This window comes from Gordonia sp. Swx-4 (assembly GCF_030316175.1).
Lineage (GTDB): Bacteria > Actinomycetota > Actinomycetes > Mycobacteriales > Mycobacteriaceae > Gordonia > Gordonia alkanivorans.
The window spans coordinates 1,262,450-1,286,219 of sequence record NZ_CP128197.1 but is presented as its reverse complement, the minus strand read 5'-3'; the positions used below and the strand labels follow the sequence as shown (position 1 = coordinate 1,286,219).

The 23,770-nt window shown below is 67.9% G+C and carries 21 protein-coding genes; 8 read left to right on the top strand and 13 right to left on the bottom strand.

Annotation, left to right across the window (positions count from 1 at the left end; all coding sequences use genetic code 11):
• Positions 1–23 precede the first annotated feature (23 nt).
• From PWF70_RS05895 to PWF70_RS05885, 3 genes are read left to right on the top strand one after another with little or no spacing between them, the layout of a single operon-like run.
• Positions 24–2,042: an ABC transporter permease gene (locus PWF70_RS05895; protein ID WP_042378066.1), complete on the top strand. Its 2,019-nt coding sequence runs from the start codon at positions 24–26 to the stop codon at positions 2,040–2,042.
• Positions 2,039–2,890, top strand: coding sequence for an ABC transporter ATP-binding protein (locus PWF70_RS05890; protein ID WP_042378067.1), 852 nt, complete (start codon positions 2,039–2,041; stop codon positions 2,888–2,890). Before PWF70_RS05895 ends, PWF70_RS05890 begins: the two co-directional genes overlap by 4 nt.
• The gene (locus PWF70_RS05885; RefSeq protein WP_035753068.1) at positions 2,887–3,615 is read left to right on the top strand and encodes an ABC transporter ATP-binding protein; all 729 of its coding nucleotides are present in this window, start codon (positions 2,887–2,889) and stop codon (positions 3,613–3,615) included. The genes PWF70_RS05890 and PWF70_RS05885 overlap by 4 nt, the downstream gene beginning before the upstream one ends.
• Here PWF70_RS05885 and PWF70_RS05880 read toward each other — a convergent pair.
• The 5 genes from PWF70_RS05880 to PWF70_RS05860 form a co-directional block, all read right to left on the bottom strand.
• Positions 3,582–5,150, bottom strand: coding sequence for an MFS transporter (locus PWF70_RS05880; protein WP_052362809.1), 1,569 nt, complete (start codon positions 5,148–5,150; stop codon positions 3,582–3,584). The genes PWF70_RS05885 and PWF70_RS05880 overlap by 34 nt on opposite strands.
• Before the next feature lie 17 nt (positions 5,151–5,167).
• Positions 5,168–6,097, bottom strand: coding sequence for an alpha/beta hydrolase (locus PWF70_RS05875; RefSeq protein WP_042378068.1), 930 nt, complete (start codon positions 6,095–6,097; stop codon positions 5,168–5,170).
• Positions 6,098–6,149: 52 nt separating this feature from the next.
• Entirely contained in the window at positions 6,150–6,632 is a 483-nt protein-coding gene (locus tag PWF70_RS05870) for a DoxX family protein (RefSeq protein WP_042378070.1), read from the bottom strand.
• 56 nt (positions 6,633–6,688) lie between these two features.
• A complete protein-coding gene (locus PWF70_RS05865; RefSeq protein ID WP_042378071.1) occupies positions 6,689–8,161 on the bottom strand; it encodes an aldehyde dehydrogenase family protein in 1,473 nt (490 codons plus the stop codon).
• Positions 8,162–8,246: 85 nt separating this feature from the next.
• Entirely contained in the window at positions 8,247–9,227 is a 981-nt protein-coding gene (locus tag PWF70_RS05860) for a cyclase family protein (RefSeq protein ID WP_035753079.1), read from the bottom strand.
• 114 nt (positions 9,228–9,341) lie between these two features.
• On the opposite strand from PWF70_RS05860, the gene PWF70_RS05855 reads away from it, so the two are divergent.
• The 3 genes from PWF70_RS05855 to PWF70_RS05845 are packed head-to-tail and all read left to right on the top strand — an operon-like array spanning position 9,342 to position 12,718.
• A complete protein-coding gene (locus tag PWF70_RS05855) occupies positions 9,342–10,511 on the top strand; it encodes an acyl-CoA dehydrogenase family protein (RefSeq protein ID WP_042378075.1) in 1,170 nt (389 codons plus the stop codon).
• 42 nt (positions 10,512–10,553) lie between these two features.
• Complete coding sequence (locus PWF70_RS05850) at positions 10,554–11,534, top strand: acyl-CoA dehydrogenase family protein (protein WP_075862752.1); 981 nt, start codon at positions 10,554–10,556, stop codon at positions 11,532–11,534.
• Positions 11,531–12,718, top strand: a complete 1,188-nt coding sequence (locus tag PWF70_RS05845; RefSeq protein WP_052362810.1) for an NAD(P)/FAD-dependent oxidoreductase — start codon at positions 11,531–11,533, stop codon at positions 12,716–12,718. The genes PWF70_RS05850 and PWF70_RS05845 overlap by 4 nt, the downstream gene beginning before the upstream one ends.
• Before the next feature lie 81 nt (positions 12,719–12,799).
• Here the strand turns inward: PWF70_RS05845 and PWF70_RS05840 are convergent, their stop codons facing one another.
• The 3 genes from PWF70_RS05840 to PWF70_RS05830 all read right to left on the bottom strand — a co-directional run bounded on the left by PWF70_RS05840 (position 12,800) and on the right by PWF70_RS05830 (position 15,098).
• Positions 12,800–13,105, bottom strand: a complete 306-nt coding sequence (locus PWF70_RS05840; protein ID WP_042378078.1) for a hypothetical protein — start codon at positions 13,103–13,105, stop codon at positions 12,800–12,802.
• A gap of 4 nt (positions 13,106–13,109) precedes the next feature.
• A complete protein-coding gene (locus PWF70_RS05835; RefSeq protein ID WP_042378079.1) occupies positions 13,110–14,264 on the bottom strand; it encodes an amidohydrolase family protein in 1,155 nt (384 codons plus the stop codon).
• 189 nt (positions 14,265–14,453) lie between these two features.
• On the bottom strand, positions 14,454–15,098 hold the full coding sequence (locus PWF70_RS05830; protein WP_052362811.1) for a TetR/AcrR family transcriptional regulator: 645 nt from the start codon (positions 15,096–15,098) through the stop codon (positions 14,454–14,456).
• Positions 15,099–15,322: 224 nt separating this feature from the next.
• On the opposite strand from PWF70_RS05830, the gene PWF70_RS05825 reads away from it, so the two are divergent.
• Positions 15,323–16,600 carry a cytochrome P450 gene (locus PWF70_RS05825; protein WP_158037458.1) on the top strand — a complete coding sequence of 426 codons (1,278 nt, stop codon included), beginning with the start codon at positions 15,323–15,325 and terminating at the stop codon, positions 16,598–16,600.
• 196 nt (positions 16,601–16,796) lie between these two features.
• Here the strand turns inward: PWF70_RS05825 and PWF70_RS05820 are convergent, their stop codons facing one another.
• From PWF70_RS05820 to PWF70_RS05805, 4 genes are all read right to left on the bottom strand, one after another.
• Entirely contained in the window at positions 16,797–17,909 is a 1,113-nt protein-coding gene (locus PWF70_RS05820) for a Zn-dependent alcohol dehydrogenase (protein WP_035753097.1), read from the bottom strand.
• 55 nt (positions 17,910–17,964) lie between these two features.
• Positions 17,965–18,954, bottom strand: a complete 990-nt coding sequence (locus tag PWF70_RS05815) for a cyclase family protein (protein WP_035753099.1) — start codon at positions 18,952–18,954, stop codon at positions 17,965–17,967.
• Between the two features lie 87 nt (positions 18,955–19,041).
• Entirely contained in the window at positions 19,042–20,517 is a 1,476-nt protein-coding gene (locus tag PWF70_RS05810) for an aldehyde dehydrogenase family protein (RefSeq protein WP_155225088.1), read from the bottom strand.
• Positions 20,518–20,785: 268 nt separating this feature from the next.
• Entirely contained in the window at positions 20,786–21,964 is a 1,179-nt protein-coding gene (locus PWF70_RS05805) for a thiolase C-terminal domain-containing protein (RefSeq protein ID WP_035753103.1), read from the bottom strand.
• 116 nt (positions 21,965–22,080) lie between these two features.
• Between PWF70_RS05805 and PWF70_RS05800 the strand changes: the two genes are divergently transcribed.
• Complete coding sequence (locus PWF70_RS05800) at positions 22,081–22,545, top strand: Zn-ribbon domain-containing OB-fold protein (protein WP_230461905.1); 465 nt, start codon at positions 22,081–22,083, stop codon at positions 22,543–22,545.
• A 39-nt stretch (positions 22,546–22,584) separates the two neighbouring features.
• Here the strand turns inward: PWF70_RS05800 and PWF70_RS05795 are convergent, their stop codons facing one another.
• Positions 22,585–23,763, bottom strand: a complete 1,179-nt coding sequence (locus PWF70_RS05795) for a thiolase family protein (protein ID WP_042378080.1) — start codon at positions 23,761–23,763, stop codon at positions 22,585–22,587.
• Positions 23,764–23,770 lie beyond the last annotated feature (7 nt).

Sequence of the window (23,770 nt, the reverse complement as noted above, 5' to 3'; positions counted from 1 at the left end):
CGAACGACGGATTGGGTTGACCCATGCTTGAATTCACGGTGGCCGGACTCGCTCTGGGCTCGATCTACGCGATCGTCGCCTCAGGGCTGGTCATCACCTATGTATCTGCCGGCGTACTGAACTTCGCATTCGGTCCGATGGCGTTCTTCCTGGCACGCTTCTACTATTTCCTGCACAGCGAACAGGGCATGGGCATCCTCCCGTCGTTCGTCATAGCGGTGGTCATCGGCGGTCCGGCGCTGGGCGTCGTGCTCTATTACGCCTTGTTCCAACACATCCGACGGTCGTCGACGCTCATCAAGATCGTCGCGACGATCGGGCTCTCGGTAGCCCTCCCCGCTGCCAGCCGGCTCATCTTCGGCGACCTCGCGGTGACCGTTGTCCCTGGCCTCGCTCCCGAGCCGGTCGCGGTGTACCGGATCGGCGGCGTCGCCATCAACCTCAACCAGGTGCTGATGATGGGCGCCCTGGTGCTGCTGGTGGTCGCCGGCGGACTGGTGCTGAAGTTCACCCAGGTCGGCCTGGTGGTGCGGGCGATGGTCGACACCGAGGCGATGTCGCAGCTCGTCGGGGTCAACACGCGGCTGGTGTCGGTGGGGGTCTGGGCATTCAGCTCATTCCTCGCCGGTGTCGCCGGGGTCCTCGTGGCGCCGACCGTCGGATTGTCGTCGGATCAGTTCGTCCTCCTGGTGAGCGCTGCATTCGCGGCGGTGGTCATCGCACGATTCGTCAAGATCGGCATCGCCATCGCGGCCGGTCTGCTCATCGGATGGCTGACGACCGTCATCCAGAGCCAGCTGCCCTCCGACAGCAGCTGGACCACCGCCGTAGTTGCCAGCACGCCGTTCGCGCTGATGCTCGCGGTGCTGCTCTACTATCGCGTCACCGGCAAGGGCGCCGACGAGGACACCGGTGTCGGCGGCGCACTGGACCGTGCGATCGCGGTGGTGGACACCGGAACCGCGAAGGTCGCCGAGGGAGCTTCGCGGCGCCTCTCGCACGGTTCCCGTGGACCCCTCTTCGCCCCCGGCGTGCTGATCGCGATCGTGTGCGTGGCCCTGCTGCCCCAGGTCCTTCCGAACTACTGGGTAGGCCTTGTCGCCCAGGGCATCTGCATGGCCGTCGTCTTCCTCTCCTTCACCCTGCTGACCGGCCAGGGCGGCATGGTGTGGCTGTGTCAGGCGGCGCTCGCCGGGATCGGCGCGGTCACCACGGCACAACTGGTGACCGAGTTCGAGTGGCCCGTCATCGGGGCACTGCTCGCGGCGGGTGTGGTCACCTCCCTGTTCGGCCTCGTGATCGGTCTCGTCACGATCCGCCTGGGCAATCTGTACATCGCGCTGGTGACGCTGAGTTTCGCCCTGTTGATCCAGACGATGATGTTCACCCGAGAGTGGATCGAGAACAGTGGTGCAGGAATTGCCCTGCTGCGACCGGACTGGCTCGACGGCGACGCGGACTTCCTGTACTTCGGGTTGATCATCTTCTCTCTCGCCTCCCTCGTGGTCCTCAACTTCCGTCGGTCCACGGCCGGCCTGGCCCTGGCCGCGGTCCGATCCAGCGAAGCCGGCGCGCGGTCGATCGCGATCAACGTGGTGCAGGCCAAGCTGATGGTCGCGGTACTCGCCTCGGCAACAGCAGGTGTCGGCGGCGGGATGATGGCGCTGTACGCAGGGGCGGCCACCCCGCTGACCTACTCGGCCATCCTCGGCATGGTCTGGCTCGCGGTCCTCGTCACCATGGGTGTGCGTTCGAACGTCGCGGCACTCTTCGCCGGCATGGCACTCACGGTGTTCCCCGGGATCTTCACAACCTACTTCCCGCACGAGATCGGCGACCTGCCGACCGTCCTGTTCGGTGTCGGCGCGATCCTCGTCGCGCGTGACCCCGACGGGGTCGTCGCGACCCAGGCACGTCAGATCGCCGGTCTCGCAAGTCGGTTGCGGGCACGGGTCGGCGGACCACCCTCCGCCACGCCTCCGCCCGGTGACGACATGATCACGCCCGCACCACAACCCGCCCGGGAAGGGGTAGCACGGTGAAACACACCGAGAGCCGAACGACCGGTGACCTCGTGTTGTCCACCGCCGACATCACGAAGAAGTTCGGTGGCCTGGTGGCCCTCGCCGACGTCAGCGTGCGCGTGGCGCCCGCCTCGATCGTCGGCCTGGTCGGGCCCAACGGCGCCGGCAAGAGCACCCTGTTCAACGTCATGTCCGGGTACCTCCGGCCGACGTCGGGCTCGGTCTTCATCGACGGCGTCGAGCAGACACGCCGCAGCGGACCCCAACATCGCGCGACAATGGGCGTCGCCCGCACCTTCCAGCATCCAGAGTTGTTCTCGGACCTGACGATCCGCGAACACCTGGTGCTGGCCAAGCGGGTCCGGTCGGCCCCGCGACGGCTTTGGACCGACCTGCTCAAAGTGTCGGGTCTGCGGATGTCGACGGCCACCCGGGACGACACGGTCGACGCACTGCTCGAGGATCTGTCGCTGACCGACGACGCCGAACGACTCGCCGTCGGCCTGCCCCTCGGCGTCGCGCGCCGGGTGGAGGTCGGCAGAGCGCTCATCACCGATCCACGAGTGGTGCTGCTCGACGACCCGTCATCCGGTCTCGACGAATCCGAGACACGCGACCTCGCACAGGTCCTGCGGGACGCGAGGATCCGCCATTCGGTGGCCCTGGTCCTCGTCGAACACGACGTCGACCTGGTGCTCGGGCTGTCCGATGAGGTGTACGTGCTCGACTTCGGCAAGCTCATCGCGCACGGCACACCGGAGGAGATCCGTCGTGACCCGGCCGTCCGCGCCGCCTACCTCGGCGACGACCCCGGCACAGCAGCACCCGACTCGCCCGCACCCGAACCGGCAGGACTCCCCCGATGACAACCGACCACGTCCTCGAAGTACGCAACCTCTCCGTGCGGTACGGCCCGGCACTCGCACTGCACGACGTGTCGTTCGACGTCCGGGCCGGTTCCGTCACGGCCGTTCTGGGTACCAACGGCGCGGGAAAGACGACCCTGGCCCGAGCACTCTGCGGACTCGTCCGTCCCAGCGCGGGATCCATCCTGTTCGACGGGACCGACCTCGTCGGCAGGCGAGCCGACCAGATCGCTCGAGCGGGACTGATGTACCTGCCCGAGGGCCGCGGCATCTTCCCCGGGCTCAGCGTGGGCGACAACCTCCGCATGGCCACGGTGAGCCACCCTCGCGAGCAGCGGTCTGAGAACATCGATCGGGCCGTCGAGTACTTCCCCGTGCTCGCCGAGCGACTGGGACAGCGTGCCGGCACGCTGTCCGGTGGTGAGCAGCAGATGCTCTCGCTGGCAAGGGCATTGGCGTTGCGCCCGCCGCTCGTCATCGCCGACGAGATGTCGCTGGGCCTGGCCCCGAAAATGGTGGACATGGTGTTCGAGGGGCTCGCGGCCGCTGCTGCGGCCGGCACCTCGATCCTCATGATCGAGCAGTTCGTCCACCGGAGTCTGGCGATGGCCGACTCCGCACTGGTCATCCGACGCGGGGGCCTCGCTTGGCAGGGTCCCGCCGACGGAGCAGCGGAGGCGGTCGAGGAACACTACGTCCCCTCCGGACGCACGTCGTCCGCGTAGTCCTCCTCGTCCGACCGAAGACGGCGAACCCCACCACTTCTCGAGGAGCGGTGGGGTTCTTCGTCTCCTGGTTCTTCGCTCACCGGGCGCGTCGTGCTCGGCGTCAATCCGACGGCCGCCGGGTGACCGGCGCGGATGAGGGGTTGTTCGGTGGACCGCCGACGCGGTCGACGTGGAAGAAGCGTTGCGGCACAGACGGAGGCGACGATCGCCACGGCCGCCAGCACCGCGAAGCCGACCGCGAATCCGGTTCGTGTACCCACCGAGGCGGCCATGGTCAGGATTCCGGTCACCGCTACCGTGCCGACCGCACCGCCGATCGTGCGCAGATTGGCGTTGACGCCGCTCGCCTGAGCAGTGTCTCCGGGGTCGACCGACATCACCACGACCGTGGATATCGCCGGGAAACAGCAGCCGAAGCCGAGCCCCATGACGAGTGTGAGGGCCCAGCGCACCGACGAGCCGTGCTCGGCGAGCGCCAGTGTCAGCAGCACCGAGGCGACCACCGCCGAGCCGAGCGCGACCATGGCCCGTGACCGGAGGCGCCGGATCAATCTGCCCGCCACGAAACCCACGACGAACATACCGAGGCTCAAAGCCACCATGTACAGCCCCACGGACGCACTCGACAGTCCGAAGCCGCCGCCCGAATCCTGTAGGTAGGCAGGCAGAAGAGCGAAGACACCGAACAGTACGAACCCGATCAGCAACGAGATCGTGTGCGAGGCAGCGACTGCACGAGTGGACACCATCAGGCGCACGTCGATGAGCGCATGCCTCGACCTCAGTTCGGACACAATCCAGGCCGCGAACGCCACGACGCTCAGCACCGCAGCCAGGATCGTCGTCCGCGATGTCCATCCCCACGAGCTTCCCTGGCCGAGGACGATGAGCGCAGTCGACAGCCACCCGGCCAGGAGGACGGCCGCGGCGACATTGATCTTCGTGTCGCTCTTTGCACGAATGGACGGCACCACGATGGCCACCACGATTCCCGAGATGACGCAGAGCAGAGCGGGTATCAGGAACAGCCAGGCATAGCCGAGGTACTGCAGGATCGGCCCGGCGAGCACGGTTCCGGTCGCGTTGCCCATACCCGCGACTCCCCCGACCACACCGATCATGGCCGGAAGCCGGTGGGACGGCAGGATCGCTCGCAGGATGCCGTATGCCAGCGGGATGATACCGCCGCCCACCCCCTGCAGAATTCGACCGGCGACCGACACGGCGAGGGTCGGCGCACACGCGGCGATCAACGCACCGGCGGCCAGGCACGCCAGCGCGAACAGGTACATCCGCTTGAGCCCGCGGATGTCTCCGAGCCGCCCGACCACCGGTGTGCTGACGGCAGACGACAGCAGGAAGCCCGTCAGTATCCAGGCCACATCCGATGTGGTGACCCCGAATTTCTCCCGTAGCGAGGGGAGGACGGGTACGAGCATCGCCTGCAGCAGCGAGTATGCGACCACGCCGCCGATCGCGGCGCCCACAGCAAGGTACTCGGCGAGCGGCCGGTTGCCCTGTTCGGTGGCCACCGATCGGCGACGGCCGGTCAGGCCAACGCTCTTGCGAGAGCGGTGGTCTGGACGGCCGCGAAGTGCGCGCTACGGGATCCCGGCAGCGATGTGAACCCATGGCACACATCGGGCGCCACATGGAGCTCGGTCGGCACCCCGGCGTCGATCATCCGTTGCGCGTATGCGATTCCCTCATCCCTGAGCGGATCGAGTCCCGCCACGAGTACGAAGCTCGGTGGAAGCCCGGACAGGTCGTCGACGCGTGCCGGCGCACCGTAGCTGCCGAGGTGCCGGCGATCGTTGCCCGCGTACAGGTTCCACGACTGCACCACCTTGGCGCGGTTCCACACCGGGGTGTCGGTGAAGCGCATCGCCGACTCCGTCGTCGCTCGATCGTCGGTCACGGGGCAACCGAGCATCTGGAACGCCAGCGACGGCCCGCCCCGATCACGGGCCATCAGCGCGACCCCGGCCGCGATACACGCTCCCGCACTGCTGCCTGCCACGGCGAGCCGGTCGACGTCGAAGCCGTTCGCGCGGTCGTCCGCCCACCGCAGCGTCGCATAACAGTCCTCGAGCGCTCCGGGACACGGACGTTCGGGAGCGAGGCCGTAGTCGGGGTTCACCACCGCGATCCCGAGCTCGCGGGTCCAGGAGACGCACTGGGCCTCAATGGATTCCCGGTCTCCCATCACGAACCCACCGCCGTGGATGTTGATCACGGCGGCGGGCTTGTCCACCCCCACCGGTCGGTAGACGGTCACCGCGACCGGCCCGTCGGGAGCCGCGACCTCGATCTCCTCGCAGACGATGCCGGACAGGTCCAGCGGCGGCGCACCGGCACTCGCCTGTTCGACGAGTGCCCGCCCGGCGGCACGCGCGGCGACGGGGTCGTCGAGTGCCAGATCCGGGAGATGCGGCGCGATCGCCGCGAGTTCCGGGTGGAGTCCGGTGGTGTCGATCATCCGGGGATGCCTCTCGAGTCGTGGTGCAGGGAAACGGAAACGGCGCGAACGGTCACGCGAGCGCAGGCGTGGTCGGTCGGTAGAACGCGAGGAGCAGGCCGATCCCGGCGAGGAGCCCGCCGCCGAGTCCGATGACCAGTCCCCACCAACTGTCGAACAGCGGCGCGGACCCGAGGAGATGATCGACGGACAGCCCGCCGGGGCCGGTGATCGCGACGCCGACGGCCATCGCGGCGAGGATCATGTTGTACTCCCAGCCGTTGCCGTTGACGAAGAACCCGCCGTCGCGGTGCACTGTGCAGGCGGCGACGAGCATCACCGCGACGACACCGGCCGCGGCGAAGGAGGTCAGCAGCCCGGCCGCCAGCAGCAGCCCAGCGATCACCTCCGTCGACGCGGCGAGCAGAGCCTGCATCCGGCCGGGGCGCATCCCGATCGAATCGAACCACCGCCCGGTGCCGGGTATGCGGCCGCCGCCGAAGAACTTGTTGAATCCGTGTGCCGCGAAGGTCAGCCCCACCGCGATGCGTATCATCGCGAGGCCGATGTCGATGGCGTCGATCGTCGTACTCCTCTCTGGCGCAGGCCGAATCAGCCTGCGTGGTATTTGATGGTCTTGATCTCGGAGTAGTCGGCGATGCCCGCGTCCCCGAGTTCGCGGCCGAGGCCCGACCGCTTGTAACCGCCGAACGGATCCCAGCCCGGGGAGGCACCGGAGCCGCCGTTGATGTGAACCTGGCCGGTGCGGATGCGGCGCGCCATCTCGAAGGCGCGTCCGGCGTCGGCGGAGAAGATCGCTCCGCCCAGCCCGTAGTTCGAGTCGTTGGCCAGCGCGACCGCCTCGTCGTCGTCGCGGAAGGACATCACCGCCGCGACCGGTCCGAAGACCTCCTCCTGCGCCAGGCGGGACGAGTTGTCGACGTCGGCGAACACCGTGGGCTCGACGAAGAACCCCTTGTCCAGATCCGCGGGCCGACCACCGCCCGCCACGAGCCTCGAGCCAGCAGCCGTGGCGTCGCCGATGAACCCTTCGACCTTCTCCCGCTGCACGGCGCTGATGAGAGGACCCATCGCGGTCGACGGATCGGTCGGGTCGCCCACCTGGATCGCGCGCACGCGGTCGGCGAGGCCTGCGACGTAGTCGTCATAGATGTCGGCGTGCACCAGATGCCTTGTCGTCAGAGCGCATCCCTGTCCTGACTGGGTCACCACGCTGCCCAGGCCCATCGCCAGTGCGGCGTCGAGGTCGGCGTCGGCACGCACGATCATCGCCGACTTCCCACCCAGTTCGAGGAGCACACGCTTGATGGTCGGGGCCGCCTGCGCGGACACAGCGGCCCCGACAGCCTCTGAGCCGGTGAACGAGACGAGGTCGACGCGGGGGTCCGTGCACATCAACGCACCGACATCTGCGCCCCCGTTGACCACGTTGACGACGCCCGGCGGGAAGCCCGCCGCCTCGGCAGCCTCGGCCATCAGCGCGGCGGTGAGCGGGGTGTTCGGCGACGGTTTGAGCACCACGGTGTTGCCGCACGCGAGAGCCGGGCCGAGCTTGGCGATGTTGAGATGGAACGGGAAATTGTACGCGGTGATGGCCGAGACGACCCCCACTGGCTCACGGACCAGGACCGACCCACCCAGCCACGATGATCCGTCCGGTCGCGGATTGACTTGCAGCGGAAGCGATGTGGTGTCCGGCTGACGCGCCTGCTCGACGTAGTGGTCCAGGTGGCCCAGCGGTGCGAGCAGGTGGACGGCACGCACCGAGGCCGACGGCGCACCGGTCTCGGCGGTGACGGCCTCGGCGAGTGCGTCGACACGCGCACGCAGTTCCACGGCGAACCGGCCCAGCATCTCCGAACGTTCCGGCCTGCTCATCGCCGGCCACGGCCCGGAGCCGAAGGCGCGCCGCGCCGCGGCGATCGCGCGGTCACAGTCGGCGGCCGAACCCACCGCGGCGGTCGCGAACTCCTCTTCGGTGGCCGGGTTGACCACCACCATCCGACGGCCCTCGGCCCCGTCGGTCCACTGCCCGTCGATGTACAGCTGCGCCTTGTCGATCACGGTTGTCTCCTCTTGTCGAAAGATTCCTGGCAGGGGGTCGGCGACCCCGGGGCCGTCGGTCGCCGGAACGCGGCGCTCGTCGGACTCACTTCAGCACCAACGGGTTGAGGGGAGATCCCACTCCCCCGACCACCGGCAGCGGCGCCGCGACGAACATGCCGGTGTAGACGCCGTCCTCGGCACAGTCCCGCGCCCAGTCGTCGAGGTCGAAGAGCTCGCCGAGCAGCAGGCCAAGGTCTCGCAGTGCCGCGATGTGGAGTGGCAGGACGGCGTCGCCCTCCGGGTTGGGCAGCGCCTCGACGGTGCGGGTGTCGGTGGCGACCAGCGCCACGTCGGCGTCGGCCAGCCACTGCGCGGTGGACGGGGCCAGCCCGGCCGACCGGGTACGCGGCGACTTCTCCGCCGACAGGAACGCACCCAGCCATCCCGTTCTGATGAGCAGGATGTCACCGGGCTCCACCGTCACCCCGGCTGCCGCGAGCGTCGATTCCAGTCCGTCGACGTCGACCACGCCGGTGTAGGGATCGAGCTGGAGGTGACGTCCGGCGTCGACGAGCACGGCACGCCCGACCAGGCCGTTCGCCAGGTGATGAATACCCAGACGACGCGCCCCGGAGCGCGCCGTGGTGAGTCCCGCCCAGTAGCCGTTGTACATGGTGTCGTCCGCGGCGACGTGGGCGAGACCGTCGAGTTGGGTCGCACCCTGCAGCGGCATCACGACGACGTCGTCGGAGGTCTGGAACCCGAGCGCCGATGAATCGCCGACGATGTCGTCGACGGTGGAGCTGGTGAAGGTGTGGATCGTCGCCACCCGGCTGCCCACCAACGGGGATCGTTTGCCGATCGGGAGTGCCAGCGAGAAGGACTTGCCGGTACGGATCTCCCGGCCGGCCTCGACGACGCGATCGGCGGTGAGGAGGTTGGCGGTGCCACGCTGGTCGTGGTCGCCCCATCGACCCCAGTTGTTGGGTGTGCCGGCGCGCGCGCCGTCGACCTTGCCGTCGGCCGACACGGTGTAGGTGGGTGGACGCCATGCGTCGAGCTGTTCATCTCCTGGAAGCCGCATAGTAGCCATATTAATTATCTAATTAGACTAATAACAATGGATCCGGCATGATCGATCCAACCCGCCGGTCAGGCGCCTCGTGTGCCGCCGGCTCCGGCCGAGTGAGGAGGTCACGTGGACCTGCATTTCGATCCCGAGGACATCGAGTTCCGGGAGTCAGCCCGCGTCTGGCTGCGGGACAACGTCCCCGCCGAGCGACGGCCCGAGGACGGCCAGGCGATGCGGGACTTCGACAACGCCTGGCAACGCACACAATTCGACGGCGGGTGGGCCGGGGTGTCCTGGCCGCGCGAGTACGGCGGCCTCGGACTCTCGGTGGTCAAGCAACTCATCTGGTACGAGGAGTACGCGCGGGCGAAGGCCCCGTACACCGGCACCTCGTTCCCGGCGGTCTTCTACGGCGGCCCGACGCTGGCGCTGCGCGGCACGGATGAGCAGCGCGCCGAACACCTCCCCAGGATCCTGCGCGGCGAGGAGATCTGGTCGCAAGGATTCTCCGAGCCCTCCGGCGGCTCCGACCTCGCCTCGGTGCGGACCCGCGCCGTCGTCGACGGCGACGAGCTCGTGGTGAACGGCCAGAAGGTGTGGTCGAGCTACGCCGACGTCGCCGACTACCACTTCTGCCTGTTCCGCACCGATCCCGATGCCCCCAAACGCCAGGGACTCTCGTGGGTGCTCGTGCCGCTGGACTCCCCCGGCATCGAGATCCGGCGCATCAAGACACTCGCCCGCAACCATCACTTCTGCGAGGTCTTCTACGACGACGTTCGCGTTCCGCTCGCCAATGTGGTCGGCGGACTGGGCAACGGATGGACGGTCGCGATGAACACGCTCGGTTTCGAGCGCGGGTCGGCCTTCCTCACCGAACAGCTCGAACTGTCCCACGCCGTCGACGAACTCATCGAGCTGTGCACACGCTACGACGCGCCGTCGGGTAACCGCCGGGCCATCGACGACGAGACCGTCGCAGCCGAACTCGCCGACCTGCGTGCGAGCGTCGCCGCGCTGCGCGCGATGAGCTACCGCAGCGTGTCGAAGTCGGTCCGCGGCGGTGTACCCGGACCCGAGGGGTCCATCATCCGGCTGTACTTCGCCGAACTGCGGCAGCAGGTCGCGAGCCTGGCGATGAAGGTGCTCGCCGCCGACGGTCTGGAGTTCACTCCGTACTGGGAGGACGGCTGGTCAGGCCTGTGGCTCTGGGACTTCGCGCGCACCGTCGGTGCCGGAACCTCCGAGATCCAGCGCAACATCATCGGCGACCGCGTACTCGGACTGCCCAGATGACCCGACGCCACGCCAACCACACCCGAACCTGATTGGAAGATCATGGACCTACTACTCGACGACGAACGCGCGATCGCCGACCTCGCGCGGGACTATTTCGCCGCGAACGCCGGTGCGGCACCGGCCCATTCCATCGCCGACGGCGCCGAGGTCGGCTCGCCGGTCGCCAGCAGCGCCGAACTCGGCTGGTTCGGGCTGACCGTCGCCGAATCGGCCGGCGGCCTGGGCCTGTCGACGAAGGAACTGGCCATCGCCCACCGCGAAGCGGGTCGCGCCCTCGCACCGCTGCGATTGCTGGCCACCACGGTCGCGGCGACGGCGGCCGCCGTCGCCGGCGACGAGGCCCTGCTCAAGCGACTGCTCGCCGGCGATGCGGTGGCGGCCATCGCACTGTCGACGAGCACCGGGTACCTTCTGCTCGACGCCGATACCGAAACCTCCCTTGCGGTCTCGGTACTCGCCGATTCGACGACGGTCACCGCCGTAACGGCCGGCGATGCCCGGCCCGCCGACCTCATCGACCCCGCGACACCTGCACTGAAGGTCGCCACGCTCGGGGAGGTGCTGGTGAGCGCCGACGCGTCGGTCAGCTCGCAGGCAACCCTCGCCATCGCCGCGGCGCAGATCGGCATCGCCTCGGCAAGTCTGGACATGGCCGTCGACTATGCGCGAGACCGTGAGGCTTTCGGCAAACCGATCGGCTCCTTCCAGGCGATCAAGCATCGTCTCGCCGACGTCGGCGTGGCGCTCGAGGCCGCCGATGCCCAGCTGTTCTTCGCGGCGACGGCCGCCGCCGAGAACCGGGAGGGTGCGGGCTGGGAGATCGCCGCAGCTCGTCTGCTCGCGACCCGCGCCGCGACCGCCGCCACCTCGGCGGCCATCCAGACCCACGGCGCCATGGGCATCACCTGGGACCACGACGCTCATCTGTATCTCGAACGCGCGACCCTGCTCGACCGGATCGGCCCACGCGGCGCGGTTCTGGCGCGAGAGCTGATCGCCGGCGAGGGCGTGACCCCGTGAGCGCCGGCCGCGTCGTGATCGCGGGCGGCGGACTGGCCGGTATGCGGACCGCCGAAACGTTGCGTACCAAGGGCTTCGACGGTGACGTGGTCATCGTGTCTCAGGAGGAGCTCCCGGCCTACAACCGTCCTCCCCTGTCCAAGTCCGCACTCCACCGCGACATCACCGCCGCCGATGTCGGACTGCGGATGCGCAAAGGCGTCGAATTCGAGTGGCGCCTGGGCACGAGCGTCGTCGAAGCCGACCTCGCCGCCGCCCGGGTCCGATTGAGCGACGACACCACGGTGGAGTACGACCACCTCGTCGCGGCGACCGGCGTGCGTCCGCGCCGTCTTGATCTACCCGGGCCAGACCTGTCCGGTCCGACGGGCGGGCGCCACGTCTTGCGAACTGTCGCGGATGCGCAGGCGCTGGCTCGCACTCTGGACGGCCCGCGCGTCGTCGCGATCCTCGGTGCGGGATTCCTCGGCACCGAACTCGCCTGGACCCTGGCGGGACAGGGCCACACCGTCACCGTCGTCGCACCTGAGGCCGAACCGCTCGTCGGGGCTCTCGGGGCAGCCGCCGCGACGTCGCTGCGTCGCCGATCCGAGGCCGCGGGGGTGACCTTCCGGACGGGACGCACCGCGTCGCATCTGCTCGGCGACAACGCTCTTCGTTCCGTGGTGCTCGACGACGGGTCCGAGGTCGTCGCCTCGATCGTGATCGAGGCGGTCGGCTCCGTCCCCAATGTCGAATGGCTGGCGACGACGCCACTGGACGTGAACTTCGGGGTTCCGGTCGACGACACGTTACGCGTGGTCGACGCACTGAACGTCTGGGCCGTCGGCGACGTCGCGTGGGCACCGCAGTCGCTCCTCGGCGGGCTACGCCGGCGGCTCGAGCACTGGACACACGCGGGCGAGTCGGCTCGGCACGTCGCCTCGTCGATCATCGGCACGTCGTCCACCTTCGGTTCCGTACCGGGGTTCTGGACCGAACAGGGTGGCATCCGACTCGACGGCTACGGATTCCCCGGCGCCGCAGACGATCACATCCTCACCGCCGGTGACTGGGACGGACAGTTCCTGGCCCGCTGCGAGAAGGACGGCGAACTCGTCGGTGTCCTGTCGGTCGGCTTCGTGAAGGAATCGGCACCTCTGGTCCGGGAGCTGACCGAACAGGTCGCCGCCGCACCGGCCTGAACGTCAGCTTCCACGACAACGACGTCGGCCTGGCCCCCGATAGGGAGCCAGGCCGCTGCCGTGTGGATCCGGTCGCCCGTGTCAGGTGAGCGGGTGCGGAGTGGTCGCGGGCGCATCCGCCGCCGCGGCGAGGTCGGAACGGACCGAACGCATCGCCTCGATCCGGCGCTGCCGCAACATGATCGCCGACTCGCGCTGCTCGTCGGTCAGCCCCGGATCGTCGGTCACCGCCGCCACCCGCTTCTCCTCCGCCTCGATCTCGCCGTCGAGCAGCTCTCCGGCGAGATCCCGGGTGAGCAGATCCATGTCGGTCCAGTCCGCGGCCTTGATCTGTTCGACCTGTTCGATCTGCTCGCGGTTGTTGTTCGCCGATGCCTGTGCGCTCATGGCCTCACGCGTCCAGACGCGGGAAGTCGAAGAGCTTGCGCGCGTTGGTCTCCACCATCTTCTCGACGTCCTCGTCGGGCACGTCGAGCATGGCCTCGGTGACGACCTTGCGGCTGTTGGGCCAGTTGGAGTCCGAATGGGGGTAGTCGCATTCCCACGTGATGTTGTCGATGCCGACCAGGTGACGGTTCGCGATGCCGTGGTCGTCCTCGATGAAGCAGCCGTACATGTGCTTGCGGAACAGGTCCGACGGCCGCACCGTCTGATTGACGTTCTGATAGAAGCGGTGCTTCTCCCAGGTGGCGTCGATGCGCTCGAGCATGTAGGGCACCCAGCCGATACCCCCTTCGGAGAGCGCGAACTTCAGCTTCGGGTGGCGGTGGAAGACCGGCGAGAACAACAGGTCCGCGGTCGCGTACATCGAGTTGCAGCCGAACAGTGCGATCATGACCGCCATCGGCGCTTCCTCCGCGGTGATCGGGGGCTTGCCGGACGTACCGAAGTGCACGCACAGTGGCAGGCCGGTCTCCTCACATGCCGAGAAGACACCGTCCCAGTGATCGGTGTGGAACGAGGGAAGTCCCAGCGGCACCGGATTTTCGGGGAAGGAGATGGCCTTCGCACCCTTGGCCGCGACCCGATGGATCTCTTGCACGCACAGATCGGCATCCCACAGCGGGAGGATCGACAAGGGGATGAACCGGTCCGGAGCAGTGGGGCACCACTCGTCGAGCACGTAGTCGTTCCACGCCTGCACGCACAGCAGTGCCAACTCACGATCCTGCGCCTGCAGGAAGATGGTGCCGGCGAACTTCGGGAAGGACGGGAACGACAGCGCCGCCTGTACACCGTCGATGTCCATGTCGATGACGCGCGCCTTCGGGTCGTAGCAGCCCGGCAGCATGTCGTCGAAGCGAACCGGTTCGGCACCGAACTCCTCGGGCTTCTTCCCCGCCACCGCATTCAGTCCGATGTACGGGTAGATCTTGCCCTCCATCGTCCAGACGTGTGCCGGACGGTTGGGGTCGTTCATGACCTTCTCGATGATCCGGGGTCCGGGCTCGATGAATCTGCGCGGGAGGCGATCGGTCCACAGATTCGCCGGCTCGATCAGATGGTCGTCAGTCGAGATGAGTTGCATGTGGTCTTGCAATGGCATGGGACGTCCTCACTGACTCGGCCCCCGTTGGCTGCGGAATCCGGTGCGGAATTCCTGCCAATCCTCTGGCCTGAATAGCTATCTATTTGAGTGTCACAAACTGACACTATTGGAGTGTGCCAGATCACTCATCATTCGCCAAGCCGGGGCCACCCCCGCATCGTCAGGCGTCAGGCCGCCCCCGCATCGTCAGGCGTCAGGCCGGTCGCTCAGAATCGGCGCCAATGCCCGGATCGCCTCGGCGAGCACATCCGCGAGTTCCCGACGCCCGGAGGAGCGAACCCACACCTCGTGAGCGGTCACGATGGAGTTCAGGAGCGCCGCGGCGCGCAACTGCCAGATCGCGTCGATCGCCTCCTCCTCCGGCCGCCCGTCGGCGCGACACATGAGCCGCGCCAGTGCGTCGTGCTGACGATGCGCAGCCCAGAGCCACTGCGCCCAGAGTTCCCCCTCGTCCGACGCCGCCGCGACCAGACCCTCGGTGTGCTCGGACGCGTCGAGGAAGCCGCTGCGCGCCGCGTTCTCGAGGCTCGCGGTGAGGCCCATTCCGCCGTCGAGCAGATCAGACACCCGTGCAAGGTAATCCGAGATCCGGACCGCGAATCCGGCTGCGAGCAACGCACCCTTGCTCCCGAAATGCCGGTACACCGTGCGCGCCGACACCGAGGCGCGTTCGGCCACCGCGTCGACCGTCGTCTCGACGAAGCCGAGTTCGGCGAACACCTGGGCGGCGGCCTCCGCGATCTGACGGCGGGCGAGGGATCGACGCGGAGACGGCGACTCGGCACGGCGTGCGTCGATGCGCACGCCGGCGATGTGGTCGGGATCAGGCATGCCCGTACCGTGCCACCCCCCGCGACCCGACCGCAACGACGTGCGGTTCCCCGCAGGACTGGACCTTTGTGAGCGCTGTCACTAGTATTAGCTATATGATCTAGCGCATTATCGTCGTCCATGAGACGCGAAGCGCCCGACTTCGCAGTTTCTCAGCCCCCGTCGCGACATCTGTCCCGACCTCGTTTCACCGATCTGCAATACACCCCGAGAAAGGCATGTCCATGAGTGAGAACGCGACCGCAGCAACCACAGCTGCGGGCACTGTCCCTCCCGAGCGCGTGGAAGTGCCGCCGCACGTCCCGGAGGAGCTGGTCCACTGGGTGGATCACCACAACGACGAGATCGTCCACATCGACCCGATCGGGCTCATGGACGAACTCCGGGAGAAGTACCGCGTCTTCTACAGCCCCGCGTACGAGGGCTTCTGGGCGGTCACGCGATGGGAAGACCAACGCGAGGTGTTCCAGCGTCCGGAGGACTTCTCCAGCTCCCCGGTCGGACTCCCGGGCGGACCCGGCTACGGCGGAGTGAAGATGCTCCCGATCGAACTCGACCCGCCGGAGCACAAGAAGTACCGCGCGCTGATCAACCCGGTCTTCGGACCCAAGCGGATCGGCGCCATGGAGGACCACATCCGCTCGACCGCCAATGCGCTGATCGACGATATCCTCGAAAACAACGGCGACAAAATCGAATTCATGGAGGCCTACGCCGAGCAGCTGCCCGTGCGGATCTTCACCGAGATGCTCGGTCTGCCGTTCGAGGAGCACAAGAAGTTCATCGGCTGGGTGAGCGCGATCCTACACAGCTCGCAGATCGGCGACGGATTGGTGCGCAAGCGCGAAGCCGGCGGCGAGGTCACCAAGTACCTGACGCAGCTGATCGGCGAGCGTGCCGCCGACATCGACTCGGGCGTCGAGAACGATGACCTGATCACGATCCTGCTCAACAGCGAGGTCGATGGCGAGAAGCTCACGCACGACGAAGTGCTGCGGATGTCCTTCCTGCTGTTCATCGCCGGACTCGACACCGTAACGGCCGCCCACGGACTGATGTTCAGGTTCCTCGCGGATAACCCCGAGCACCGCGCCCAGATCGTCTCGGACCCTGAGTTCATCCCGAACGCGATCGAGGAGTTGTTGCGCTACAACAGCTTCGTCAACGACGCCCGCACGGTGACCCACGATCTCGAGTTCGCCGGCGTCGCGATGAAGAAGGGCGACCGCGTGTGGCTGCACAGCGGCTCGGCCTGCCGCGACCCACGGGAGTTCGACGATCCGCTGATCGTCGACTTCCTCCGCCGGCCCAACCGTCACCTCGCGTTCGCCGCAGGTGCGCACCGCTGCGCGGGTTCGAACCTGGCACGTCTCGAGCTGCGGATCAGCTTCGAGGAGTGGCACCGTCGGATTCCCGACTACCAGGTGACCCCCGGTACCGAGCTACGCATGCACTGCGGTGGTGTCGCGGGCCTGGAGAGCCTGCCGCTGACACTGGGCTGATCGCCGTGACCTGATGCGCCACTACGACGGTGCCCCGGTGAGGATTTCCTCACCGGGGCACCGTCATCTGGACAGCGCCGCCTGGAATCCCGTCGAGACGAGTCTCCCTCCGCGGGATCACCTTTCGCGCAACGACGTCAGGGCCAGGGACGTCGGTCCCTGGCCCTGAGATATGCCGGTTGTAGCCGATAGTCGACTAGTCGTCGAAGATGATCACGCCACGGATGTTCTCACCGTCGAGCAGGTCGTCGAATCCGGTGTTGACCTCGTCGAGAGAGTAACGCCTGGTGACCAGATCCTCGAGGTTCAGCTTGCTGTTTCGCGCCATCGCGAGGAGTCGCGGGACATCGGAGTGCGGGTTGCAGTGTCCGAACAGTGTTCCCACGATCGTCTTCTGGAAGAAGGTGAGCAACGACCCGGGGAGCACGATGGTGTTCTCGGTCATGTCGTCGGCGGTCGAGACGAGCACGATCTTGCCGCCCTTGCGGGTCAGCTCGAACGCCTGCCCGGTCACCTCTGCCGAAGCGACGCCGGTGGTGACGACCGCGATGTCGACACCGACACCCCCGGTCCGCTCCCACACCTCTGCCTGTGCCTGCGCCGCGTCGGCGAAGACCAGATCGGCCCCTTGCCGTTTGGCGAAGTCGCGCTTCCACTCGACGGGTTCGATCACCACGAGCAGATCGGGACTCAGCGATGCTGCGGCACGCACCGCGTTGGTGCCGATGCCGCCGCAGCCGTAGATCGCGATGGTGTCGCCCGGACGGGCGCCGCCGGCGTTGACGACGGCTCCCCAACCGGTGGTCACACCACAACTGACCAGCGAAGCGTGCTCGAGCGGGGTGTCCTCGGCGATCTTCACCACCGAGCGCTCGTTGACGACGGTGTACTCGGAGAAGGTGCCGACGGCGCCCTCGCCACCGAGATCCTCGCCCTCGTAATGGAAACGGAAGCCGCCGGCAGCGAGCTCACCGGTCAACATGTTGGCACCGAGGTCGCACAGGTTGGACTGGCCGTCGTTGCACCAGCGGCACCGGCCACACGCCGGAATCCAGGAGATGGCGACGGGGTCGCCCGTCTTCACCGACTCCACGCCCTCGCCGACGGCGTCGACGACGCCGGCACCCTCGTGGCCGGCGACGATCGGGAACCGCGCCCCGCCACCGACTTTCACGTGCTTGTCGGAATGGCACAGGCCGGCGACCTTCATCTTGACACGGACCTCACCGGGACCCGGGTCGTCGAGGTCGAGTTCGAGGATCTCCCAGGGTTTCCCCTGCTCGCGGAGCACTGCCGCACGTGTCTTCATCGGTGTCCGTTCATCATCGTCCGTTCTCATGGAAAAGGTTGTGGTGTGACCGCACTCAGCGAATCGCGATCGCGTTCGGCGGAGATCCGATGCCGCCGTCGACCCATAGCGGAGCCGAGGTGAGCAGGAAGTCGTAGCGGCCGTCCGCGGCACACGCTTCGGCGAGGGCGTCGAGGTCGAAGAACTCTCCGAGATGCACTCCGAGAGCGGTCAGAAGGTGCGTGTGTACCAGGTTCTCGGTGTCCGGGCCGGGCTGGGGTTCGAGGACCATGGGCGGCGGGAACGGTTCGACACCGGGGTTGTCGACGGCCACGGCGACGGTGCCCGTTTCCCAGACGAGTCGCGCGATTCCCTCGGCGGGTCCGAGACCCGCGGTCTCGAAGGCGAGGCGGTGACTGGCCTCGGCGAGGTCGCGGCGTGCCGCGGCGTCGAGTCCCTTGTAGTATCCGACCCATCCGGTCCGGACACAGAGGATGTCGCCCGCCCGCAGTTCGACTCCTTGCGCCGCGGCGATCTCGGCCAGGAGATCGGCACTGATCTCGAAGCGCTTCTCGGGTCCGTATGCCTGGCCGGTCTTCTCGAGATGACGCGGCACATCGAGCAGTACACCGCGTGTCACGATGCCGCGGGACGCGGGACCGTCGATCCCGAGCTCGCCCTTCTCGAGCACGTCGGCCTCGGTGCGGCCGTTGTAGTATCCGCGTTCGGCCGGGTATCCATGGTGGCCCAACGCATCCCACTGACTTCCGGACTGGGGGTAGAAGTTGTCCAGCCGGTCGTCGGTGACGTCGGGGTAGGTGGTGAACGACTCGTGCTTGAGCGGTTCCCGGCCGAAGAACGGCGGGTCCGGAAGCGACAGCGGCATCGACAGGACGAACCGCTCGCCGCTGTGGACGAGATCTGCGGCGGCGCGGACCACGTCCGGGGTGATGAGGTTGAGGGCGCCGAGGGCGTCGGTGGCGCCGTAGTGGCCCCACGCCGACCGTATCTTCATCCCGTCGAGGAAGGGCAGGTCGTCGTATGCGGGACGATCAGGAGCGGACATTGGTGATGCTCACTTTCTGTTCAGGGCAAGCTGTTGCGGGACAGTGCTGTTCGGGTGGGGACCGGTGGGGAGTGCTGAGCTGCGAGCTCACTCCGGCACCCGGATCTGCTTGACCTCGAAAAAGTGGTCGAGTCCCTCCGGACCACCTTCGCGCCCGATGCCCGACTGCTTGTATCCACCGAAGGGCTGGGCCATGGCGGTGCCGGGTGTGTTGACCGCCACCACACCGGCGTCGAGACGGTCGGCGAGGCCGAGGGCGCGATCGACGTCGGTGCCGAAGACCGCGGCAGCCAAGCCGAAGTCGGTCCCGTTCGCGATCCGCACCGCGTCGTCGACGTCGGTGTAGGTGATCAGGCTGATGACCGGGCCGAACACCTCGTTCTGGGCGACGGTCGAGTCGGGCCGCACGCCGTCGAGCAGGGTCGGGGCGAAGAAGTAGCCGTTCTCCATGCCCGGCAACGAGAGTCGCTCTCCGCCGGTGAGGACGGTGGCCCCTTCCTCGACGGCCTCGGCGACGAACCGCTCGCAGCGCGTGACCGCGTCGGCGTTGACCAGCGGCCCGATCACCGTGTCGGGTGAGGCGGGGTCGCCGACCGGGAGCGACGCGAACGCGCCGGCCAGCAGTTCGGCCCACATGTCGTGGTTCTCCTCGGAGACGAGGAGACGCGTGAGAGCGGTGCACACCTGGCTCGATTGTCCCAATGCCAGCGGGACCAGCATCGGCAGGACCGCAGCGGGATCGGCGTCGTCGAGGATCACCGCAGCGCTCTTGCCGCCGAGTTCCAGGGTCATCCGGGCCATGTGGTCGGCCGCGGACTTCATCACCGCGCGCCCCGAGACGGTGCTTCCGGTGAAGCTGACGAAGTCGACGCCGGGATGTGCGACGAGGTGTGCGCCCACCTCCCGGCCCGCCGGCAGCACGGAGATGACGCCGGGCGGCAACCCGACCTCGTCGAAGACCTCGGCGAGGATGTAGGACGCCAACGGTGTGTACGGATCCGCCTTGACCACAACGGAACACCCGGCCAGGAGGGCGGGGGCGATCTTGGCCGCGGCCAGTGCCGTCGGCGCGTTGAACGGCACGATGGCGGCGACCACGCCAACCGGCTCACGACGGATGAGGGTCTTGTAGCCCGCTCCGGTGCGAACCTCCTCGGTGCGCAGCTCGGTCGCGAGATCCGCGACGTCGCGCCAGATCTGCGCGGCCGTCTGGTTGACGAACTCGGCGAAGGAACGCGGCAACCCGAGGTCGGCGATCAGCACCGACACCAGCGAGTCCGTGCGGGCGTCGAGCGCGTCGGCGATGGCGACGAGCGTCGCGGCACGCTCGGTGGCGTCCCGATCGGCCCAGACTCCGGAGTCCAGGGCCTCCCGGGCTGCGACGACCGCGCGGTCCGCCTCGTCGATACCCGCGGCGGCGAGTTTCGCGACCGGCGACCCGGTTGCCGGGTTGACCACGGTGATCTGCTCACCCGCGACCGGTTCCTGCCATCGGCCGGCCAGGTAGATCGCGGCCTTGTCCGCCACGGGCCCGGCGGATGTCGGCTCGAGGGTGCTTGTCATCGGCTCTCCTTGTGTGGTCGCCCCGGCGTGGCGAATCGACTAAACATTTAAGTTCTTTAGTGTGATTAAAGCCATAACCCGGGGTGGCGTCAAGGAGTTGAGGTGATTCGCCCCAGAACCATCCCCACAGCGGCGCGTTCCACGTCGACCAGGATGCACGACCCCGCGCTGAAGGTTCGAATATCGTTGCAGCACTGAACCTCCTGTCGGTGCCGTGCGCACAACCGGAGGGTGACGCGACATCAGCGGTCACGCCATACGAGCGACGTCAGGCCGGCGCGGAGACCAGCAGGCACCCCGCCAGCGGACCTCCGCCGGCGGACGCCACGGCGAGCTCGGCGCCGGACACCTGGCGCCGATCGGCGTCGCCCCGCACCTGGAGACACGCTTCGTGCAGCATCCCGAAGCCGTGCAGGCGACCGCCCGAGAGGTGGCCGCCCTGGGTGTTCAGCGGCAGCTCACCGCCCAGCGAGATGCGTTCGCCGCCTTCGACGAACGCCGCTCCTTCACCGCGCCCGCAGAAACCGAGGGCCTCGAGCCAGGCGATGGCGAGATAGCTGAAGCCGTCGTAGAGCAGCGCGACGTCGACATCCGAAGGCCGCAGGTCGGTGCGTTCCCACAGGCGACGGGCCGCCCCGGTTGCGGCCATCTCGATCATGTCGGGCGACTGATCCCAGTAGGCGCTGACCCGCATACCCGCTCCGGCCGCCTCGACGTTCACGGCGTTCTCGGGACGCGGGCACGCGCCCTTGCGCGACAAGATGATCACGGTACTGCCGTCGATGGGCGCATCGCAGTCGTAGAGGCCGACCGGGTCGGAGATCATGCGCGCGCCGAGATAGTCGTCGAGAGTCATCTCCGCCCGGTAGATCGCCTTCGGGTTCAGCGCCGCATGCCTGCGCTCGGTCATCGCGAGGCCCGCGAACTGCTCTCTGGTGGCACCGAATTCGTGCATGTACCGCTGCATGTACAGCGCCACCCACGACGACGCACTCGCCAGGCCGTAGGGCATGAAGTACTCGATCGTCTGATTCAACGACGCCCGCGGGCGGCCGGTGACCGACGATCGGCTCGCGGCGCCCTGAGCCGTCGACTCGGTCATCGTGCGGTAACAAAGCACGTGGTCGGCGAGACCAGACGAGATCGCCATCGCACCCTCGAGGATCGGACCGAACTGGCCCATCGAGTGCGGCATCCCGACGATCCAGTCCAGCTCCAGACGCATGGCCTCTTTGAGCTCGTACACGCTGACGGGCCCGAATCCCGGATCGTCGTGCATCGACGGATATGCCGAGAGCCCGTTGACGTCGGCCCGCGTCAGCCCGGCGTCGGCCAGTGCAACACGAGCCGCTTCGACGGTGAGGTCCAGACCCGAGCGCCCCAACCGCCGCCCCACGGCCGACTGGCCGATACCGCTGATCACCACATCGGATTCGAAGAGATGCACCGTCGACCTTCCGTCGGACGCCGTCGCGAACCACCCAGGACTCGCATAATCATATAGCGATTTATAGGCTAGCAGTCACCGCCGCTCCGGCGACACGAACGACCCCAGGAGATCCTGTGAAGCACACCGACGAGAAGCCCACCCGTGACAGCAACCCGCGCCTGCTGAGCGCGGATCCGATCGCCGAGACCCACATCCTCCCGCCGGTCACGGAGGCCAACGCGGCGTTCTGGACGTCCGGCGCGTCGGGAACATGGCAGCTCCCCCGCTGCGGCGACTGCCGGACCTTCATCCACCCCGGGCAACCGCTCTGCCCGCTCTGCCTCACCGACACCCTGCGCCCCGAGCCGGTCACCGGCAACGGCACGGTCTTCACCTACACGATCAACCGCTACCCGTGGCTGCCCGGCTGGAAGGTCCCGTTCGTCGCCGCCGTGGTCGAACTCGACGATCAACCGCGCCTGCGGGTGACCGCCAATCTGGTCGACGTCGAGCCCGAGGATGTCACCATCGGGATGCGGGTCACCGTGGCCTTCATCCACACCGACGACCGGTGGGTCCCGGTGTTCCGCCCGGCATGACCCACCCGGCCGCCGGAAACCGGCTCCCGGCGCCGTCGGTCAGAACACCTCGAGGACGACCGCGCCGGCCTGTCCGCCGCCGGCGCACATGGCGGCCACACCCACACCGCCGCCGCTTCGTCGGAGCTGGTGGGTGAGGGTGGTGAGCATCCGGGCGCCCGACGCCGCGACCGGGTGTCCGAGGCTGCATCCGCTGCCGAGCATGTTGACCTTGTCCTCATCGATCCCGAGACGACGGCACGCGGCGATGGGCACCGAGGCGAAGGCCTCGTTGATCTCCCACACGGCCACGTCGTCGAGTTCCACCCCGGCCTTGCGCAGGGCCAACGGCACCACGTCGACGACACCGAGACCCATGAGTGCCGGTTCGATGCCGACGGCGGCCCAGGACCGGATCCGGGCGAGGACCGGCCAGCCCTCGGCTTCCGCGAGCTCGGCGTTGGCCAGCGTCAGAGCCGCCGCCGCGTCGTTGACCCCACTGGCGTTGCCTGCAGTGATCGAGAAGCCGTCGATCTCGGGATGCAGCGGCGCCAGCGAGGCGAGCTTCTCGTACGTAGAACTCCGACGCGGATGCTCGTCGACGCCGAAGTCGCGGTAGGAGCCGTCGAGCTGCAACGCCTTGACCGCTACGATCTCGTCGTCGAACAGACCGGCGTCGATGGCTGCGACGGCCCGCTGATGCGAGCGCAGCGCCCACCGATCCATGGCCTCCCGATCGATGTCGGCGGCGCGCGCGGTGTTCCATCCGACGGTGATCGACATGTCACGGTTGGGCGCCTCGGTGGAGTCCGGATGCGTCGGGCTCAACCAGTTGTCGACGTACTCGTCGGCGGTGCCGGGAACCCGCCAGCGCATGGTCGGTGCCGTCGATGTCGACTGGACGCCACCGGCGATCACCACGTCGTTCATGTCCGCGCGGATGGCCGCGGCGGCGTTGCCCACCGAGGCGAGACTGCCGGCGCAGTGGCGGTTGATCGCCTGGCCGGGCACCCGCGGCATCCCGTTGGTCACCGCCGCGTGGCGTGCGATGTCGCCTCCGCCCCAGCCCGACTCGGCGAAGATGATGTCTTCGACCCGCCCGGGGTCCACAGTAGAGCGACGCAGGGTCTCGCCGACGACCTCGTGTGCCAGTTCCAGCGCGGTGGTGTTGGCCAGTGCCCCCTTGCGGGCGGTGCCGATCGGTGTACGGACTGCACTGACGATGACTGCCTCGGTCACATTCCCT

Coding starts and splice junctions, on each gene's coding strand:
- PWF70_RS05895 (WP_042378066.1), top strand. CDS start 24: ATGCTTGAATTCACGGTGGCCGGACTCGCTCTGGGCTCGATCTACGCG.
- PWF70_RS05885 (WP_035753068.1), top strand. CDS start 2,887: ATGACAACCGACCACGTCCTCGAAGTACGCAACCTCTCCGTGCGGTAC.
- PWF70_RS05875 (WP_042378068.1), bottom strand. CDS start 6,097: ATGATCGACACCACCGGACTCCACCCGGAACTCGCGGCGATCGCGCCG.
- PWF70_RS05870 (WP_042378070.1), bottom strand. CDS start 6,632: ATGATACGCATCGCGGTGGGGCTGACCTTCGCGGCACACGGATTCAAC.
- PWF70_RS05860 (WP_035753079.1), bottom strand. CDS start 9,227: ATGCGGCTTCCAGGAGATGAACAGCTCGACGCATGGCGTCCACCCACC.
- PWF70_RS05850 (WP_075862752.1), top strand. CDS start 10,554: ATGGACCTACTACTCGACGACGAACGCGCGATCGCCGACCTCGCGCGG.
- PWF70_RS05840 (WP_042378078.1), bottom strand. CDS start 13,105: ATGAGCGCACAGGCATCGGCGAACAACAACCGCGAGCAGATCGAACAG.
- PWF70_RS05835 (WP_042378079.1), bottom strand. CDS start 14,264: ATGCCATTGCAAGACCACATGCAACTCATCTCGACTGACGACCATCTG.
- PWF70_RS05830 (WP_052362811.1), bottom strand. CDS start 15,098: ATGCCTGATCCCGACCACATCGCCGGCGTGCGCATCGACGCACGCCGT.
- PWF70_RS05825 (WP_158037458.1), top strand. CDS start 15,323: ATGAGTGAGAACGCGACCGCAGCAACCACAGCTGCGGGCACTGTCCCT.
- PWF70_RS05820 (WP_035753097.1), bottom strand. CDS start 17,909: ATGAAGACACGTGCGGCAGTGCTCCGCGAGCAGGGGAAACCCTGGGAG.
- PWF70_RS05815 (WP_035753099.1), bottom strand. CDS start 18,954: ATGTCCGCTCCTGATCGTCCCGCATACGACGACCTGCCCTTCCTCGAC.
- PWF70_RS05810 (WP_155225088.1), bottom strand. CDS start 20,517: ATGACAAGCACCCTCGAGCCGACATCCGCCGGGCCCGTGGCGGACAAG.